The 18,140-nt window shown below is 73.6% G+C and carries 17 protein-coding genes; 10 read left to right on the top strand and 7 right to left on the bottom strand.

Going from position 1 to position 18,140, the window contains the following annotated elements:
- Positions 1-2: 2 nt before the first annotated feature.
- Entirely contained in the window at positions 3-1,562 is a 1,560-nt protein-coding gene (locus tag OG764_RS34910) for a mucoidy inhibitor MuiA family protein (RefSeq protein WP_328972347.1), read from the top strand.
- 55 nt (positions 1,563-1,617) lie between these two features.
- Here the strand turns inward: OG764_RS34910 and OG764_RS34905 are convergent, their stop codons facing one another.
- Positions 1,618-2,988, bottom strand: coding sequence for a lipase family protein (locus OG764_RS34905; protein ID WP_328972346.1), 1,371 nt, complete (start codon positions 2,986-2,988; stop codon positions 1,618-1,620).
- Positions 2,989-3,177: 189 nt separating this feature from the next.
- Here OG764_RS34905 and OG764_RS34900 point away from each other — a divergent pair, with 189 nt between their 5' ends.
- Positions 3,178-4,479 carry a PucR family transcriptional regulator gene (locus tag OG764_RS34900; RefSeq protein WP_328972345.1) on the top strand — a complete coding sequence of 434 codons (1,302 nt, stop codon included), beginning with the start codon at positions 3,178-3,180 and terminating at the stop codon, positions 4,477-4,479.
- A 66-nt stretch (positions 4,480-4,545) separates the two neighbouring features.
- Here OG764_RS34900 and OG764_RS34895 read toward each other — a convergent pair whose 3' ends face one another.
- Both OG764_RS34895 and OG764_RS34890 read right to left on the bottom strand, forming a co-directional pair.
- A complete protein-coding gene (locus OG764_RS34895) occupies positions 4,546-4,968 on the bottom strand; it encodes a VOC family protein (RefSeq protein ID WP_328972344.1) in 423 nt (140 codons plus the stop codon).
- 91 nt (positions 4,969-5,059) lie between these two features.
- Positions 5,060-5,539: a cupin domain-containing protein gene (locus OG764_RS34890; RefSeq protein ID WP_328972343.1), complete on the bottom strand. Its 480-nt coding sequence runs from the start codon at positions 5,537-5,539 to the stop codon at positions 5,060-5,062.
- A 153-nt stretch (positions 5,540-5,692) separates the two neighbouring features.
- Here OG764_RS34890 and OG764_RS34885 point away from each other — a divergent pair, with 153 nt between their 5' ends.
- From OG764_RS34885 to OG764_RS34875, 3 genes are all read left to right on the top strand, one after another.
- Positions 5,693-6,364 (top strand): HEAT repeat domain-containing protein, encoded by a 672-nt coding sequence (locus OG764_RS34885; RefSeq protein WP_328972342.1) that lies wholly within the window; start codon positions 5,693-5,695, stop codon positions 6,362-6,364.
- A 3-nt stretch (positions 6,365-6,367) separates the two neighbouring features.
- The gene (locus OG764_RS34880) at positions 6,368-7,375 is read left to right on the top strand and encodes a MerR family transcriptional regulator (RefSeq protein WP_328972341.1); all 1,008 of its coding nucleotides are present in this window, start codon (positions 6,368-6,370) and stop codon (positions 7,373-7,375) included.
- Positions 7,376-7,613: 238 nt separating this feature from the next.
- On the top strand, positions 7,614-8,039 hold the full coding sequence (locus OG764_RS34875) for a peptidase inhibitor family I36 protein (protein WP_328972340.1): 426 nt from the start codon (positions 7,614-7,616) through the stop codon (positions 8,037-8,039).
- A 66-nt stretch (positions 8,040-8,105) separates the two neighbouring features.
- On the opposite strand, the gene OG764_RS34870 is transcribed toward OG764_RS34875, so the two are convergent.
- On the bottom strand, positions 8,106-8,969 hold the full coding sequence (locus OG764_RS34870) for a helix-turn-helix domain-containing protein (protein WP_328972339.1): 864 nt from the start codon (positions 8,967-8,969) through the stop codon (positions 8,106-8,108).
- Between the two features lie 289 nt (positions 8,970-9,258).
- Here OG764_RS34870 and OG764_RS34865 point away from each other — a divergent pair, with 289 nt between their 5' ends.
- Entirely contained in the window at positions 9,259-10,008 is a 750-nt protein-coding gene (locus OG764_RS34865) for an ArsR/SmtB family transcription factor (protein WP_328972338.1), read from the top strand.
- 55 nt (positions 10,009-10,063) lie between these two features.
- Positions 10,064-11,089 carry a DMT family transporter gene (locus OG764_RS34860; RefSeq protein WP_328972337.1) on the top strand — a complete coding sequence of 342 codons (1,026 nt, stop codon included), beginning with the start codon at positions 10,064-10,066 and terminating at the stop codon, positions 11,087-11,089.
- 148 nt (positions 11,090-11,237) lie between these two features.
- On the opposite strand, the gene OG764_RS34855 is transcribed toward OG764_RS34860, so the two are convergent.
- Positions 11,238-11,978, bottom strand: a complete 741-nt coding sequence (locus OG764_RS34855) for a CE1759 family FMN reductase (RefSeq protein ID WP_328972336.1) — start codon at positions 11,976-11,978, stop codon at positions 11,238-11,240.
- Positions 11,975-13,075 (bottom strand): LLM class flavin-dependent oxidoreductase, encoded by a 1,101-nt coding sequence (locus OG764_RS34850; RefSeq protein WP_328972335.1) that lies wholly within the window; start codon positions 13,073-13,075, stop codon positions 11,975-11,977. Before OG764_RS34850 ends, OG764_RS34855 begins: the two co-directional genes overlap by 4 nt.
- Before the next feature lie 327 nt (positions 13,076-13,402).
- On the opposite strand from OG764_RS34850, the gene OG764_RS34845 reads away from it, so the two are divergent.
- The 3 genes from OG764_RS34845 to OG764_RS34835 all read left to right on the top strand — a co-directional run bounded on the left by OG764_RS34845 (position 13,403) and on the right by OG764_RS34835 (position 16,687).
- Positions 13,403-14,506 carry an RNA ligase family protein gene (locus OG764_RS34845; RefSeq protein WP_328972334.1) on the top strand — a complete coding sequence of 368 codons (1,104 nt, stop codon included), beginning with the start codon at positions 13,403-13,405 and terminating at the stop codon, positions 14,504-14,506.
- A 74-nt stretch (positions 14,507-14,580) separates the two neighbouring features.
- Positions 14,581-16,332, top strand: coding sequence for an SMI1/KNR4 family protein (locus tag OG764_RS34840; RefSeq protein ID WP_328972333.1), 1,752 nt, complete (start codon positions 14,581-14,583; stop codon positions 16,330-16,332).
- 166 nt (positions 16,333-16,498) lie between these two features.
- Positions 16,499-16,687: a hypothetical protein gene (locus OG764_RS34835; RefSeq protein ID WP_328972332.1), complete on the top strand. Its 189-nt coding sequence runs from the start codon at positions 16,499-16,501 to the stop codon at positions 16,685-16,687.
- 19 nt (positions 16,688-16,706) lie between these two features.
- Here the strand turns inward: OG764_RS34835 and OG764_RS34830 are convergent, their stop codons facing one another.
- Complete coding sequence (locus tag OG764_RS34830; protein WP_443056144.1) at positions 16,707-17,873, bottom strand: acyltransferase family protein; 1,167 nt, start codon at positions 17,871-17,873, stop codon at positions 16,707-16,709.
- Between the last annotated feature and the right edge of the window lie 267 nt (positions 17,874-18,140).

The following is an 18,140-nucleotide window of genomic DNA, read 5'->3' as shown; positions in this document are numbered from 1 at the left end:
CCGTGTCCACGGCCCCGAAGCCGATCGCCCTTCCCGTCACCGCCGTGACCTGTCTGGAGGACCGCGCGCACGTCGAGCGCACCGTCGTGCTCGACCTCGATGCCGGGGTCCGGCGGCTGGTCCTCGGACCGGTCAGTGCGCTGGCCGTCGACCGGACCCTGCATGCCGAGCTGACCGCCGACCACCCGGCCGCCGTGCTCGACGTGCGGCTCGTCCGCAGTTGGACGCCGCGCGGGCCGCGGCCGTCCCCCGACGACTCCGCGCTGCGCCACCGCGTGCACGCCCTCGAAGAGGAGCGGATCGCCCTCGGGCAGCGACGCGACCGGCTGCTCGCCCGCCTCGACCTGCTGGGCCGCCTCGCGGTCGATCTGCTGCGCGAGATCGGCGAGGAAGCCGGCCGCGGTGAGGGCGAAGTGCCGCGCTGGACGGCCGAACTGGACCGGGTCGACGAGGAACGAGACACGCACGGCGAACAACTCCGCGCGGCGGAGGCCAACTTGTCGACGCTCGACGCCGAACTCGGGGCGCTCCGGCGAGCGATGGACCTCTCCGAGGAGCAGCCCGCCGAGCTGGTCGGCCACATCGAGCTGACCGTGGAGAGCGCGGCCGCCGGGCCGGTCGAGCTGCGCCTGAGCCACCTCACCCCGTGTGCGCTGTGGCGGCCCGCCTACCGGGCCGTGCTCGCGGGGGAATCCCTGACGCTGGAGACCGACGCCGTGGTCTGGCAGCGCACCGGCGAGGACTGGTCGGACGTACGGCTGACGCTGTCGACGGCCCGGTCGGCGCTGGCCACCGAGCCGCCGCGGCTGTTCGAAGACAGGCTGGCGCTTGAGGACCGCTCCGCGGCGGAGCGCCGCACGATCGACGTCGAGCTGCGCGAGGAGGAGATCGGGACCCTCGGTCCGGCCCCGGTGGCGGGTCTCCCGGCGGTGGACGACGGTGGCGAGGCCCGGGTGCTGCACTGCCCCGCGCCCGTGTCCGTGCCCGGGGACGGCCGCGCCCACCGCGTGCCCGTGTCCGCCTTCACCACGGCCGCACGCAGCGAGTACGCCTGTTCGCCCGAGCTGTCCCCGCTGGTCACCCGAGTGGTGCGGTTCGACAACCGGTCGGGGCACGCCCTGCTCGCCGGGCCCGTGGACCTGGTCCGCGGCAGCGGGTTCGGCGGGCGCAGCACGCTGGAGTTCACCGCACCCGGCACTGCCGGTGAGCTGGCCTTCGGCAGCAGCGACGACTGCCGGGTGGTGCGGTACACGGAGGAGTCCCGCGAGTCGGCCGGGATCACCCAGCGGACGGTGGTCACCCGCACGGTCCGCCTGCACGTGTCCCGGTTCTCCGGCCCCGGCGACCTGGGCGAGCAGCTCCTGGTCCTGCGGGAGCGGATCCCGGTCGCCGAGGTGTCGGCAGTGGAGGTGCGCCTGCACGCCCCGGCCTGCTCCCCGGTGCCCGACGCGGTCGATGCCGAGGGCATCGTCCGCTGGGACCTCACCGTCCCGCCCGGCGGCCGCCGTACGGTGACCCTGGTCTACGAGCTGTCGGCGAAGGGCAAGGTCACCGGCCTCTGAGGCGAGGCCCTGCCGCCGGCGCACCGGCGGGGGCGGCAGGACCTCGCGGGGAACGTCAGGGCAGCTGCGCCGCCTTCTCCGGGGCCAGGGAGTTTCCGGCGGGTATGCGGCCGCAGTCGGACGGGGCCGCCCTGCCGGCGAATCGGTCGTTCAGCCAGCCCAGGGCGACGGGCGCCCAGGCGACGGCTGCGGTCGTGTGGCTGAGCAGCTCGTACTGGCTGTACTTGACGGCGGAGTTGCCGGTCGCACAGTACTGCCGGGCGAGCGTCCGTACGTCTCCGGCGACCATGACGCCGTCGCCCGTGCCGATTCCCGGGCGGCTGCCGAAGGTGCCTTCCAGGACGCCCGCGTCGCCCTGGGCGATGAATCCGGGGATGGTGGGGGTGCCGGCCGAGCCGAGGTTGAGCTTGTTCATGGCGTCCACGAACTCGGGGATCGAGTTGGGGTTGGCGTACTCCGCCTTCGCCATCTTCTTCCAGGTCAGCCCGGGGTAGTGGCCGAGGGCGTTGATGATCGAGCCGCGTTCCAGCTCCTTGTACACCTTCAGACCGTAGCTGCTGAGGTAGGTCTGGAGGTCGATGCCGTAGGAGCGGGAGACCCCGATGACCGCCATCGGGATGACACCCGACCACGCCAGTGAGCCGTCCACGTACTTCAGGTTGTGTGCCGGGTCCACGAGCAGGCCGCCCTCGGCATAGCCGACCAGCTTGCGGTTGACGTCCGGCGCGTAGCTCGGCGCGAGTGCGGCCGCCCAGTTGGTGGCGATGGCTCCGCCCGAGTAGCCGATCAGGCCGAATGCGGTGGCGGAGTCGAGCCGGCTCTCCGCCGCCCTGGTCGCGGCGCGGATCGAGTCCAGGGTGCTGGTCCCGTACTCCGGCCCCGCGGCGAAGTTCGCCTGCTGTCCCTCGGTGTCCGGGATGACGAGGTCGTAGCCCTGCGCCAGCAGCGGCGCCAGGAGGACGGCCTCGGCGTTGGGGATGAGGCCGCCGAGCGTGACGCCGCCGGCGATCGCCCGGGACGGCCCGTCCTCCGGGTTCAGCGAGTCGTAGAACGACTGGTAGGACACGGCCTTGCTGCCGTCGCCCGTCGGGGCGTGCACCACGGTGGTCACGTTGGCGGAGGGCCGGCCCTGGGCGTCGGTGGTGCGGTAGAGCAGCTGGACGGCCTGGAGGGGCGTGGGGATGCCGACGAGGTGGTACCGCAGCGTCCGGGTCTTCAGCACGGTGCCCGGTGCGAACGCGGACAGGGGCTCGTCGCCGTCGTACGCGTAGAACGCGTCGCCTGCCGATGCGGTTGCGGCTGCCGGCGCGGAGTTGACGGTCGGTGCCGGTACGGAGCCGGCGGCGGTGGCCGTGGGCGCGGCGGTCATGGCCACCGCCGCGGTGGCGACCGCGAGGGCGAGCAGGCGAACGGCTGCCTTGGACACGGTGTCCTCGATTCCTGGGTGGGGGGGACGGGGAGGTCCGGTGAGCAATGCGGCAGGATCCGCCATCGTTCTGGCCATCCACCAGCCAGCCGTGTTACCAACCAGTAGGACTTCTCCCGGAAACATCATGGATGCGGTAAGGCGCCGCGTCTGCGGGGTGAACAACAGAGATTTGCGAGGTGGATTGTGATGGCGTCCAACGCCGCCGACCGCGTCCCGGTGCCGCAGTTCGGCGGCGTTCCGGTCGACAAGCGGCTCCAGGCCGCCACCGGATCGTTGGAGCGCGCGGTCATGGCCCGGCTCGTGGAGCGGCTGCCCGTATACGGAACGCTTCCTTCGGAACACTTGGGCGGGGACATCGCCAAGCAGGTGACCCGCGGCATCCGGAGCTTCGCCGAGGTGCTGCGCACCGGCGAGCTGCCGGGCCCGGCCGAACAGGCGGAGATCCGCGAGTCGTCGGCCCGGCGCGCCGACGAGGGTGTCCCGCTGGAGGCCGTGGTCAGCGCCTACCACCTCGGTGCGGAAGAGTGCGCCGCCCAGGTCTTCCCGACGGCCGAACCGGGCGACCTGGACGACGTCCTGCTGGTGCAGCGTCAGCTGCTCGCCTACCTCAGGCTGGTGACCTGCGAGGTCGCGGCCGGATACGTGCAGGAGCGGCAGACGGCGCTGAGCGACGAACAGGTCGCCCTGCAGTCACTGCTGGCCCGGCTGCTGGAGGGCGGCAGCCCGCAGGCCGCTGCCGACCGCGCCGGCATCCGCCTGCCGCCCTGCTACCTCGTACTGAGCCTCACGGTGGGGCCGCACCCCGACGAGCTGGTGCCCGGCGTGAACCACGCGGTCGCCGCGCGCCGCAAACTCCGGCGGCTGCGCAACGAATTGCAGCGCCGGACGACCGGCGTCCCGCTGTCCGTGCTGTCCGCCGAAGGCGGGCTGGTGCTCCTCCCGTACGAGACGCCGGCCGCCGACTTCGGCCCCGCGGACCGGGACCGGCTCTCCTCGATGGTCGAACAGCTCGGCCGGACGTGCGGCGCCGAGGTGCTGGCCGCGGCGGCGGCCGCGGCGCCGGAGGGCGTCGCCGGGGCCGCCCGGCTGGCCGGGGAGGTCCGCGAGGTGGCGGCGGCGTCCGGCCGCGGGCCCGGCCTGTACCTGCTCGACGACGTGCTGCTCGAATACCAGCTGAGCCGCCCGAGCCCGGCCAGGGAAGGACTCGCCGCACTGCTCGGCCCATTGGACGCGCGCCCGGAGCTGATCGACACGTTGCGCGTCTTCCTCGCGTGCAGCCTCGACCGGCGCCGGGCAGCCGCCCGGCTCCAGATCCACCCGAACACGGTGGACTACCGCCTGCGCAAGGCGACGGAGTTCACCGGACTGGACGCCGCCCGCGGCGCCGACGTCCTGACGCTGCGCGCCGCCCTGGCCGCCCGCGACGCCGTCCGCCAGGCCGGAACCGACACCGACCGGCCCGCGGACCGCCCCCTCACCGCGAAGTGAACCGGCCGTCGGCCGGAAGGTCAGTCGGCCTCCCCCAGGCGGCTCGGGGCTTCGCGGAAGTCGTCGTCATGATGGGTGTGACACCACTGCCGCCCCGGAGCGCTGCGGGCCCTGGGGGGCGGCCCGGTCGGACTCGCTGCGCAGAACGCAGAACTCGTTGCCTTCGGGATCGGCGAGGACCGCCCAGCCGGAACCGTCGGGATTGCGGAGATCGGCGACGAGGGTGGCACCGAGACCCAGCAGCCGTTCCACCTCCTCCTCACGCGAGGTCTCCGGGCGCAGACACAGATGGATCCGGTTCTTGGCCGTCTTGGCCTCGGGCACCTGGTTGAAGTACAGCACCGGGCCCTCCGCCAGCATCACCTGAGTCTCCCGATCACCCGGTTCGTCCTCCGGGTGCAGCGGACGGCCGGTCACCCCGCTCCAGAACCGGGCCAGCTCATAGGCATCCGCACAGTCGATCGCCACGTTCTGCAATACCGAAACCATGCGCGCGAGCCTTCCCGATTTCCGCTCCGGACGCCACCGGGTTCCGTTGGCGCACGAGACGGCCCGGGAACGGCCTCGTGCGGTCACAGCACTAGGAACGGCCGGGCAGGCGGGCGCCGCAGGCGGAGCAGTGGCGGGCGTCGACCTCGATGGCGTGGCGGTGGCACTGTCCGCAGACGAGGTGCACCTCGCACTGCGGGGGCGGGGCGGGCCGGTCGATGGTCATCCCGCGACGCCTGCTGTGCACGGTCAGGACGGTCAGCCCCTCCGGGCCGGCCGACAGCCCCCGGAACGCGCCGCGCGGCAGGAGGCCGAGGAATCCGGGGTGGAGCTGCGACGGTGTGCCGTCGAGGGTCAGCACCCCGGCGCCCGCGACGACGACCAGCATCACGTCGACCTCGGCCTCGGCGTGTACGGCCACCTCGGCGCCGGGGAGGTGGCGCACCAGGTTGGCGTCGAGCTGCCGGCCGGTCCCGCGCAGCCGCCACAGCGCGCCGCTGAGGTCCTGCGCCGCCGCGGCCGTGACGAGTGCCGCGACGGTCGCGGTCTCCGCCTTCCGCTCGTTTCCCACCGCGGTTCTCCCCCGTGCCCGTGCCCGTTCCGTACCCGCATGATCGCGCATCGGAAGGCCGCCCGCGTCGGCCCTGCCCGTTCCGGACCGCCCTCTCGGCTTGACCTTGACACGGTGACAAGGTCTTCACTGCGTGCCGAGGAGGTGGTCTCGATGACGATCACGCAAGGGAACACAGAGGTGGCGCGGGCGCTGCGGGCGCTGGCGGACGACCGTTCGTCGGTGCGCCTGCGGGCCGCTCTGGCGGTCGGCACGGCGCCGGACCCGCGCTTCGTGGACACGCTCGTCGAACGGTGCGCGAGCGAGCCCGAGTTCTTCGTCCGCGACATGCTGACCTGGGCGCTCGCCCGCCATCCGGTGTCCGTGACGCTTCCCGTGCTGGTCCGCGCCGTCCGCTCGGACCGCGCCCAGGCTCGGAGCCAGGCGCTGCACACGCTGTCCAAGATCGGGGACCGGCGGGCGTGGCCGGCGATCACGCGGTCGCTGCTGTCGGACGCGGACGACGAAGTGGCTCGGAGCGCCTGGCGGGCCGCGGTCGTGCTCGTACCGGAGGGCGAGGAGGACACCTTGGCCGCGGCGCTGGTGACGCAGCTCGGGCGCGGCGAGCGGGAGACGCAGCAGAGCCTCAGCCGGGCGCTGGTCGCGCTGGGTGAGGTGATCGTTCCGGCTCTGCGTGCCGCCACGGCGGTCTCCGACCCGCGCGTGCACGCGCACGCGCTCGCCACCGAGCGGCTGCTGCGCGATCCGGACGCCGGATTCGAGTACGCGATCGAGGAGGCGAAGCGCGTCGTGGCTCTCGGCGGCTCCGGCCGGCAGGGACGATAGGGCGTGTTTATCGGTGAGGTGGCGCGACGGTCCGGGGTCAGTGCCCGCATGCTCCGGCACTACGAGTCGCTGGGCCTGGTGCGTCCTACCGGCCGTACCGGCTCCGGGTATCGGGAGTACTCCGCGGACGACGTCCGACGGATCTTCCACATCGAGAGCCTGCGGTCGCTGGGCCTGTCGCTGCGGGACATCGGGCGCGCCCTCGACGATCCGGGCTTCACGCCCTCGGCACTCGTCGGCGACCTCATCGACCAGGCACGCGCACGCATCGCGGCCGAGACCGAACTGCTCACGCGGCTGCGGCGGATCGATGCCGCCGACCCCGCCGACTGGGAGGACGCCCTCCAGGTCGTCGCGCTCCTGCGGGCACTGGGCTCGAAGAGCGCCGGCACGCGTCAGCGCGCGGCCCTGTCGTCGGTCGACGAGGTTCCGGTACCGGTGGAGGCTCTGGTCGAGGCGGTGCTGAGCGAGACGGACCCGAGCGTCGCCGGCGCCCTCCGGTGGGCGCTGGCGCGATCGGGCGAGGGCGGTCCGGCGCTGCTCGCCGAGGGCCTCGGCTCACCGGTGGCCGCGGTGCGGGAACGCGCCGTTAGGTGCCTCGCCGAGATGGCCGGCGATGAGGCCACCACGTACCTCCGGCAGGCCCTCACGAGTCCCGACACCGTGGTCCGCGGGTGTGCGGCTCTGGTGCTCGGGGCGCGTGGGGTGGCCGACGCCGTCCCCGTGCTCCTCGACATGGTCGTGGCGGGGAGGAACGACGTCGAGGCAGCCGACGCGCTGAGCGTGCTGGCCGGCGACGGCGCGACGGCGGGCCGGATCGCGACCGGGATCGTCGACCGTCTCGCCCACGACACCGGCGGAGCGCCGGCCCGTGGGCGGCTGGCCCAGGCACTGGCCGGCGTCCCGGGGCCTGAGGCGTCCCGTGCCCTCGCCGTGCTGTCGCAGGACGAGGACCGGGGGGTCGCGCTGACGGCTGCGTACGTCCTCCGGCTGCGCGACGACGCACTGTGACGGTTCCGGTGAGGGGTCCGGTGGCGCGGGCCCGCCCGGCCGGCCGCTGCCGGGTGCGGCCCCCGGCCACCGCCGGGGGGGGCTGCACCGGTTGCAAAGGAAGCCTGCACCGGCGGCCAATGACCGCGGTGGCCCCCGTCCCGCAAGGTGGTGTCAGCCCGGAAGAAAGGGCAACAGACGGGGGCTCACCGAGCCTCTCGCCATGAACCACCACGAACAGCCATTGAGGGGACGTAACATGCGAAAGTCCATTGCCGCGCTCGCCGTGACCGCCACCGTCGCCGCGGTCGTCGTCGGAGGAACCTCGGCCGCCAGTGCGGACACCCGGGTGGTCAAGGACTCCACGGTGGCGGGCCTCTACCACCTGAGCGGGGAGAACGTCGGCGCGCTCGCCTACGACAACTGCCTGAACGGGCAGACCTGTTTCTTCCAGTACACCGGGGGCGGCGGCATCCTGTGGGTGGTGCCGTCGTGCGGCCGCAACAAGGTGCCGAGCGCCTTCAACGACAAGGCGAGCTCCGCGTGGAACAAGGGCGGGGGCCCCGCGGACCTGTTCTACAACACCGACTACACCGGATTCCTCGGCACCATGCCCTGGGGCTTCCGGGGCGACCTCCGCGCCGACCACCAGGACCGGCTGAGCTCCCTCGTCGTCAACTGCTGACCGGCGCGGGCGGGGCGCAGCCCATCATCCGGGCTGCGCCCCGCGGCCGTTCGGGGCCCCGGTGGATCAGGCGGCTCCAACGGCCCCGACAGCTCCGGCGGCCGCCGCGGCCGCGGCGTCGCGGAACTCGCCGGCGGTGGCGCCGTACGCGCTCCGGAAGGCCCGGCTGAAGGCGGCCGGCCCGGTGAACCCCCAGCGCGCCGCGATGGCGTGGATGGGCACCCCGGCCAGGGTGCCGTCGGCGAGGTCGGCCCGGCACCGCCGCAGCCGCGCGTCGCGGATCGCCGCGGCCACGGTCCGCTCCTGGTCGCGGAAGAGCCAGTGCAGGGTCCGTACGGAGATGTGGTGGCGGGCCGCGATGGACGACGGGGTCAGACCGGGATCGCCGAGGCGGGCGTCGATGTACGACTCGATGCGGGCCCGGAGCTCCCGGTGGCGGGAGGCGCGGGACCGGTCGGGTAATCGCTCGTGCAGTCCCGCGTGGTGCGCGAGGAGCACGGCGGCCAGTTCCCGGGTCACCCGGCCCAGGCGGACGGCATCGGGCTCGGACAGCGCCGGGGCCTCCCGTACGAGGCTGCTGAGGAAGCGCGCCAACAGCCCGCCGACGCCGCCCCGGCCCGGCATGCTCGTGGCCAGCAGCCGGTCGACGCTGCTGTCGGGAAGGGGCAGCTCGGTCCGCGGCAGGTGCAGCACGATGGCCCGCGAGGGTGCGCCGCAGGAGGCGCCGAGTCCCCGGCAGTCGAGCGGCAGCGAGGGGTTCCACAACACGAGGTCTCCCGCGGACACTTCCGTCTCGTTGCGCGCCTGCGCGATCCACATCCCGCCGTCCTGGATCAGCGCCAGCTCGTAGCCGTCCGGGCCGGCCGGAACCGGCGGCCGGCCCGCCGCGAAGGGCGGCGCGGCCACCCGTACCGTCGGCAGTGACGGCACTGCCGGCCGCCCTGCGGACACCACGGCCCCTCCGGACGCCACCGGCCCCGCCGACCCGACGGCTCCCGAGGACTCCGTGAACCTCGCGGACCCTTCGGACTCTCCGTACCCCATGGCCCTCCCCTTCCTCGCAGGTCATTGCCGGGGCATCACTATGCGGGGATTTCACGCCGTGTGGTGCTCTGGTCCCGTTTACGCCCGGCTTCCAACCGCCATCCGCCCGCGGCCGCCCAGCCCTCAACCAGGACATGTTTCGTCATTGACCGAAGCGATGGGGCATGCTGGTGGCATGAACGAGTCGCATACCGGAGCATCCGGGGACGGAAGGCCGCGGGACGGCGTCGCTCCGGCCGCTCTCCTCGCCGGCTTCGCCGCGGCGCTGGCCGACGAGACGCGGGCCGCCATCTGCATGACGTTGCTGGAGGGGCGCGCCTGGACCGCGGGCGAACTGGCCCGGATCACCGCCGTCGCACCGTCCACCGTCAGCGGGCACCTGGCCCGGCTGACCGAGGCGGGGCTCTGCGTGACCGAGCGGCAGGGCCGGCACAGCTACGTGCGGATCGCCGACGCCGCGACGGCCCGCCTCCTCGACGAGCTCGCCTCGTACGCGATTCCGGACCGGGACTCGGCGCACGCGGCGCCCGTGGTCGCGGCGCCGGATCCGCTGGCTCTCGCCCGCACCTGTTACGACCACTTCGCGGGGCGCCTGGGGATGGCGGTGACGGACGCGATGGAGCGGCGCGGGCTGATCCGCACGGAGGGCGTTTTCGAGCTGACGGACGCCGGCCGGCAGTGGTGCGCGGAAGCGGGTGTCGACCTCGAACACAAGGGGCGGAGGCGGCCGGTGAGCGCCTGCCTGGACTGGACGGAGCGCCGCCGCCACCTCGGGGGCGTCGCGGGGGCGCGGCTGTGCGCGCGGGCGCTGGACCGGGGATGGGTGGTGCGGCCGGCGGGCGGCGGGCGCGGGTTGGAGGTGACGCCGGCCGGCGAGCGGGCGTTCGCGGACCTGTTGGGGATCACCCCGGACGCCTGGAGCTGACCGCCCCCCGATTTATTTCGGTGACGGCCGAAGTGTTCTGTCGTAGGGTGAGCGCATGACGTCCTTGCGCCCGAGTCAGATACCGTCCGGCCTCCTCACGGGCGGCGCCGTTGCCTTCACGGTGTTCGCCTGGGCCTCCGCCTTCGTCTCCATCCGCAGCGCGGGCGCCGCCTACTCCCCCGGGGCCCTGGCCCTCGGCCGACTGCTGGCCGGTTCCCTGGTGCTCGGCGCCCTGCTGCTGATCCGCCGTCAGGGCCTGCCGCCCCGTGCGGCGTGGCGGGGCATCGTGATCTCCGGGCTGGTGTGGTTCTGCGGCTACACGGTCGCCTTGAACTGGGGGGAACGGCTGGTCGACGCGGGTACCGCGGCCCTGCTCGTGAACACCGGGCCGATCCTGATGGCCCTGCTCGCGGCCCGTCTGCTCGGGGAAGCGCTGCCGCCCCGCCTGCTGTCGGGCATGACCGTCTCCTTCGTCGGGGCCGTCGTCGTGGGCCTGTCCATGTCCGCCGGCGACAGCAGCGCTTCGACCTCCGTCCTCGGGGTCGCCCTGTGCCTGCTCGCGGCCGTGGCCTACGCCACCGGCGTCGTCGCGCAGAAGCCCGCGCTGTCCTTCGGCACCCCCCTCCAGATCACCGCGTACAGCTGCATGACGGGAACGGTGGCCTGCCTGCCCTTCGCCGGGCAGCTGGTCACGGAGCTGCCGAGGGCGCCGCTCTCCGCGACGCTCAACATGGTCTACCTGGGCGTCGTTCCGACCGCCCTCGCGTTCATCGCCTGGACCTACGCCCTGGCCCGCATGCCCGCCGGCAGGCTCGGCGCCACGACGTACGCCGTTCCCGCGATCGTGGTGCTGCTGAGCTGGGGCCTGCTGGGCGAGGCACCCGGCTGGCTGACCCTGCTCGGCGGAGCGCTCTGCCTGGCCGGCGTCGCGGTCTCCCGCTACCGGCCGCGCCCGGCACCCTCCGCCCCGGCACCCGCCTCACCGGCCGGCGCTTGCGCACCGGCGACGGCGGCCCCCGGCCGGGACGCTCCCGACCGGACCACCCGTACCGCCGACAGCTCACGGGCCGCGGCCTCCTGAACGCGGGACCCACCGGGGCCGACCGCGTCCTGACCGACCTCACCCTGCGCGCCCGGGCCTCGGGGGGTGGCGACCCCGCTGCCGGACCTCGCCGCTCCACCTGCGCGTACGCGAGCACCGGCTCGCCCCGGCGGGGTCCTGAAACCGGCTACCGGGCCCGGAGCGCGGCGAGCCGCTGTTCGAACGGCACCACCGTGAAGCCGCCCTGCGGATCCACCGACGTGATCGCCCCCGTGAGCGAACGGGGCGCGATCGCGGCGGCGGTGTTGACGTCGGGGGAGGCACCAGGGACCGCGTCGCGGGCGGCCTCGGGGGTCGCAGAACCGACGGTCGCGGGAGCGGGTGTGGGTGTGGGTGTGGGTACGGGCGCAGGCTCGGGTGCGGGTGCCATGAAGCGCGCCAGCTCCGCTCCCGCACGGCCGATGCGCTGCGCGAGCCCCTCCTCGCCCCAGTCCTCCGAGGCTGCGTACACGGCGGTCGGCAGGACGAGCGCGCGCAGGTAGGAGAACAGCGGGCGCAGGGCGTGTTCGGTGACCAGGGAGTGCCGGGCCGTGCCGCCGGTCGCACCGAGGAGCACGGGCTTCCCGGTGAGGGCGTCCTTGTCGATGACGTCGAAGAACGACTTGAACAGGCCGCTGTACGAGCCCGCGAACACGGGCGTCACGGCGATCAGGCCGTCCGCGGCGGCCACCGCGTCGAGGGCTGCGGCCAGGCGGGCGGGCGGGAAACCGGTGACGAATTGCTGCGCGATCTCCGTGGCCAGGTCCCTGAGTTCGATCACCCGGGGCTCGGCGTCCAGGTGCTCCAGCGTCGCGGCCGTGAGCCGGTCGGCGAGCAGCCGCGTCGAGGAGGGCGAGCTCAGGCCCGCCGATACGACGACGATCTTCATGCCCGCGTCTCCTCCTTCGGGGTCGTCCGGGCCTCCGCCACACGGGCGGAGTGCGTGGGCGCGTCCGGCACGCCGGCCGGTCGCAGGCTCGCGAACTCCTTGCGCAGCACCGGCACGACCTCCTCGCCGAGCAGGTCGAGCTGCTCCAGGACGGTCTTCAGCGGCAGCCCCGCGTGGTCCATCAGGAACAGCTGGCGCTGGTAGTCGCCGGCGTAGTCCCGGAACGACAGGGTGCGCTCGATGACCTGCTGCGGCGAGCCGACGGTCAGCGGGGTCTGGGAGGTGAACTCCTCCAGGGACGGGCCGTGTCCGTACACCGGCGCGTTGTCGAAGTAGGGCCGGAACTCGCGCACCGCGTCCTGCGAGTTCTTCCGCATGAACACCTGGCCGCCGAGTCCGACGATGGCCTGCTCGGGGGTGCCGTGCCCGTAGTGGGCGTAGCGCTGCCGGTACAGGTTGACCATCTGCTCGGTGTGGGAGGCCGGCCAGAAGATGTTGTTGTGGAAGAAGCCGTCGCCGTAGTACGCGGCCTGCTCGGCTATCTCCGGCGAGCGGATCGAGCCGTGCCACACGAAGGGCGCCACGCCGTCCAGCGGGCGCGGGGTCGACGTGAAGGACTGCAGCGGTGTGCGGAACTTGCCCTTCCAGGTGACGACGTCCTCGTCCCACAGGCGGCGCAGCAGCGCGTAGTTCTCCACGGCGAGGTCGATGCCGTCGCGGATGTCCTTGCCGAACCAGGGGTAGACCGGCCCGGTGTTGCCGCGGCCCATCATCACGTCCACACGGCCGTCGGCGACGTGCTGGAGCATCGCGAAGTCCTCGGCGATCTTCACCGGGTCGTTCGTGGTGATCAGCGTCGTCGAGGTGGACAGGATCAGGTTCTCGGTGCGCGCGGCGATGTAGCCGAGCATCGTCGTCGGCGAGGAGGGGACGAACGGCGGGTTGTGGTGCTCGCCGGTGGCGAAGACGTCGAGGCCGACTTCCTCGGCCTTCTGCGCGATGGCGAGCATCGCCTTGATCCGCTCGTGCTCGCCGGGCGTGCGTCCGGTCGTCGGATCGGCCGTGACGTCACCGACGGTGAAGATCCCGAACTGCATGGTTCCCCTTCCCGAGGTTGTTTACAATTCAACTATACCTGGGAACGGGAGGCCGCGCGACGTATTCCCCGGAGGCCACGGACCCACGGATCGCGGGGCGTGCGGGCGAGGACCGTGTAGTACGGGGCGTGGAACACGGCCCGCCCGGCGGCCGGAAAATCCGCGGGCCCTCCGCCGCCGCGGCCCGTTACGATCACTGCCCTCACCCGCCCACACATCCGACGGAGGCACCAATGGCCCAAGCCCCCGCGGGGCGCCCCGCCGACGTGCTCCTCTGGGCGCACCCCGACAGCCGGTTGCCCGAGCAGCACCAGAGCGGCGGAACGCATGAGCGACGGCCACTGGACGCCGTACCCGAAGATCCCCTCGCGCGCCCGGCTGGGCGGGGCGCGGGCCCGCGCCTGGGTGGCGCTGGAGAAGGTCCACGGCGCGAACTTCGCCGTCGTGTGTGACGGCGCCGGGGCGCGCCCGGCCAAGCGCCGTGAACTGCTCGGCGAGAGCGGCCTCGACGACTTCTTCGGCGTCGGACGGATCTGGCCCGCCCTGGCCGTCGCCGCGGAGCGCTGCGCCGCCGCGCTGCGCCGCGAGCACGGCGCGGACGCCGCGGCCCCGGTCACCGTCTTCGGTGAACTCGCGGGCGGCCGGTACCCGCACCCCGACGTGCCGCCCGCGCCCGGGACGGAACCCGTCCAGACCGGTGTCTGGTACGCGCCCGGACTGCACTGGCTGCCGTTCGACGCCACGCTCTGCATCGACGGCGGTGTCCTGTGGGTCGGCGACCGGGCGCTGCGCCGGGCGGCCGGCGCCGCGGGCCTGCACTGCGCCCCGGTGATCGCCCGGGGCACCCTCGCCCACGTGCGGGAACAGGACCCGGTGTTCACGACCCGGGTACCGGAACTCCTGGGACTGCCGGCACTGCCCGGCAACCTCGCCGAGGGTCTCGTCGTCAAACCGGCGGGACCGTGGTGGTCCACCGCCGCAGCCGCCCCGGACACGGCACCGGGCGCCGGCTCGGCAAGCGCCCTCGGGCCCGGTTCCGGTGCGGGCGGTGCCGCCGCGCACGGCGCCGGCACCGGCACCCGCCCGGTGGCCAAGTTCAAGCAGCCCGCCTTCGCCGAGGACGCGCGCTTCGACGGCTCGCGGCCCTACCGGGCGCCCGCGGACGGCGCGGCCGGCGTGCCCGGCTGGCTCCTCGGCCAGGTCACCGCGCTCCTGACGCCGGCCCGAGCGGCCGCGGCCGTCGGCAAACTGGGGCCGCGCACCCCGGCCGTGGAGGTCGCCGCCGAAATCGTGCGGGACGCGGTCGAGGAAGTGGCCGAGGCCGTCGGCGGCCTGGACGACGGCGTGGCGCCGGCCCTGGAACGGGCCCTGCGGGACGGGGCGCTGGTGCTCGCCCGGTTCGACGCGGCCGACCGCCGCGCCCCCGCCTGATCCGGCGTCGGGGTCACGCGCCGGAGCCGTCCGCGTCCCTGACCGCTGTCAGTGACGGTCCGTAGGGTGACGGTATGAACGCCTCCCTCGTCGAAGAGTCCTGGACCCGCATCGAGTCCTGGCTCGCCGTGCACGCCCCGGCCGCCCGGGCCCGGCTGCGGCCGCCCGCGCTGCCGCAGGACATCGAGGCGGCCGAGCGCCGCCTCGGCGTGACGTTCCCGCCGGAACTGCGGGCGTCGCTGCTCCGCCACGACGGTGTGGAACTGGAGGACGGCACCCCGGTGCTCGCCTACTACGGCCCGCTGTCCGGCGTCGACGACATCGTGCGGAGCACGGAGTTCCTGCGGGACGTCGGCGCGGACCTGGAGGACGACGAGGAGGAGTACGACGAGGACGCCCGCGACGAGTTCGCGTACTGGCCGCAGGAGCGGCTGCTGATCACGCTGGGCATCGGGTGGCAGTCCTCCGACGGCCTCTTCCTGGTCACCCGGCCGGGCCGGCACCACGGCCGGATCGGGCGCTACTTCGACGAGGACTCGCCCTCGTTCACGCCGTGGCAGGGTCTGGGAGACCTGCTGGCCGACTTCGCTTCGGCCCTGGAGGCCGGCACCCGCTTCGACGGCCGGATCCCGCTGGCCGTGGACGGCGTACTGATCTGGGACGACGAGCAGGCCGTGATTCCCGACCCGGTCTCCGTCCTCGCGCTGGCCGCGGCCTCCGAGGAGCCGCGGCCGGAACCCGTGGTCGAGGAGCCGGCGGCGGCCGCGCCCGACGGCTTCCACGCCGTGGTGACCTGGTCGCGGACCGAGGAACCACAGCCCGTACAGCCCGACGTCGTGTTCGTGGCGGGCGTGTCCCCGGACGCGCTCCTGGAGAGGCTGGGGGCCGTCCCCGAGTCGGCCCGGCCGCGCACCCGTGCACAGGCCCGGCTGTCCGCCGCCGCACCCTGGGCGGCGTACCGGCCGCTGGTACGGGTCGGCACCTGCGGCGCGTGGTCGTACGCGACCCAGGAGGCCGGCGAGCCGCAGTTCGACCGGCCGGAGGTGCTGCGACGGCTGACGCGGGGCACGCGCGGCGTGCTCCTCGCCAAGCGGGGGCCCGAGGTCCGCGTCACCGTCGTCGAGGACGGCATCCCCGTGCCGGAGGCCGCCCATCTCGTGGAGTCGCCCCGCGTGGACTACACGACCGGCCCCGACGGGCAGATCTGGCAGGCCATCGGCGTGGACCCGTGGCCCGGGTCCACCGCCGCGTACACCCGCCTGCTGGCCGGGCTGGCGGTGGACCACGGCATCGCCTGGCACCCGGACCCGGAAGGCGAGGAGCCGGCGGCCAGTGCGCTGCTGCTGCCGGTCCTGGCGGACCTCCGGCCGGCCTCCGGGCACGAGGTGTCGTCCGTACGGGACTTCGACCTCGCCGGGCTGGTCGCGCGGACTCCGCCGGAGCGGATGCGCGCCGCGACGGCCGCCCAGCTCGTCCGACTGGCGGCCGAGACCGGCCTCGACGCCCACCCCGAGGTGTCCGAGGCGCTGGACCGGATAGGCCGCGGCGAGCCCGTCGAACTCGCCGCCGACGGGCCGCTGGACCTGCGGATGCGGTCCCTGGCCGCCGAGACCCGGGCGACCCGCGAGCTCCTGTCCGCCGCCCGGTACGAGCCCCGGCCGCAGCCCGTCACCGACGCGGACCTGAGCGCGTGGGCCGCGCGGGAACGGGCGGCCGGGGCGCTGCGCGCGTTCGTGCTGCTGCCGGCGCCCCAGGCGGCGGAGGCGATCCTGCACCAGCGGATGTCCGCGCACTGGCGTACGGACCTCGCCGCGGACCTGGCCTGATCCCCGCGCTCCGTGCCCGGCCGGGCGAGCACCCCGCGCCGTGCGGGTTCGCCGGCCGGGCACCCGCTCCCCCGGCCGGGAATCCCCTTGCGCGCACCCGGCCCGACCGCCGAGGGTCATGGGTGCAGCACGGCGGAGGGACGACGGTACGAAGGGACGACACCGAGTGAGCCGACGACGGTACGTGCCCCGGGGTGTCCCCGGCGGCTACCGGATCTGGGACAACCGCGGCCGCCGCTGGTGGGGCGACCTGTACGAGCTCTGCCCCGACGACCTCGTGACCGAACTCAACACCGGCGCCGATCCGGCGAGGCTCACCGCCCTGCTGAAGCGGTACCGAGCACTGCGCCGTTAGCGCGGCGACCCGGAAACGATCACTTGGACGCCGGCGCGTCCCGGCGGAACGCCCACTTCATCTCGGGCTCCGTCACGCACTTCATCACCCGTCGCACGGGCGGTGTGCACAGCAGCGTCATGATCACGAGCATGGCCGCGGTCACCGCGACCCTGCCGAGGGGCGTGCTCAGCGACGGGTAGTGCTCGAAGAGGCCCGCGTACTGGGCGCCGCGGATCAGGAACCCGTGCAGCACGTACCCGCAGATGGTGCCGGCGCCGAGCACCGTGAACCAGTACCGGCGGCCGGGGACCAGGGCGAGGAACGCCGCCACCAGCACCAGCGTGCAGCAGAACAGCACGCCCGCCCGCATCAGCCCCGGCCACCACGCCAGCCCGATCTCCTGCACGCTCCTCGACCGGTAGAACCAGTTGAGCGGGACACTGGGCGTCACCCAGTAGGTGAAGGGGAGCGCGCCGGCGAACACGAGCACGGCGAGTGCTCTCGGTCCGCGCCTGCGCAGGAACCGGAAGTGCTCGGGCTTCATGCACAGGCCCAGCACGAAGAACGGCAGGAACTGCAGGACCCGTACGAGGTCGAGGGTCGGACCGATGTCCGGGGTGATGGTCGCGAGTGCCGCGACGACCAGGGAGACCGCCAGCGGCCAGCGCAGCGTCCGCCACAGCGGAGTGGTCAGCCGCCAGATGAACAGCGCGATCAGGAACCACATCAGATAGAAGGGCTGGAGCAGGCTGATCGGCTTGTCGGGGTAGTTGTTCCCGTACCTCGCGAAGAGCGTGTACGCGACCTCGAAGACGACGTAGGGCAGCGCCACTCCGGTCAGCAGCCGGCGTATCTGGTTCGGGCGCCCGGTGTAACTCCGGGAAAGATAGCCGGATATCAGGATGAAGACCGGCATGTGGAAGGTGTAGACGAACATGTAGAGGGCCCGGGTGGCCCGGCTGTCCTCTATCACCTGGGGCCATACGTGCCCGAGCGCCACCAGCAGGATGGCGAGGTATTTGACGTTGTCGAAGTACGGGTCCCGTGGGGTGGCCGCGGAGGCCGGGGGGCCAGGCCGCGCGGCGGGACCCGGGCCGGCGGTCGTGGCGGCCGAAGCGGCACCGGCCTGGCTCATGCCGGGCGGACCCGTCCCCTCCGGGACGGGGAGACGGGCCCTTGCGTTTTCATGAGCGGCGGAAAGCATTCGAGGACCTTAACCCGCCATTTTCATTTTGGGAAAAGGTTGTGCATACGTGAATAACGATTCCGTAAACCCCGGAAGCCGTACGGGTATTCCTCTGCATTAACCGGACAAATCAACGCCGTCCGGCCCGGCCCCGCAAGGTAAGGGGCCGGGCCGGAGGGCTTCACCGACGGTGGGTCACGGCGCCGGCCGGTGGCGACGCCGCCACCGCGCTCGCCGTCACCACCGGCCGACGGCTTCCCGAGCCGGCCCGATCCGGCATCCGGC

The sequence above is a fragment of the Streptomyces sp. NBC_00239 genome (assembly GCF_036194065.1).
Classification (GTDB): Bacteria; Actinomycetota; Actinomycetes; order Streptomycetales; family Streptomycetaceae; genus Streptomyces.
Note: the sequence above shows the minus strand (reverse complement) of the source record. Positions and strands in the feature narration are given on the sequence as shown.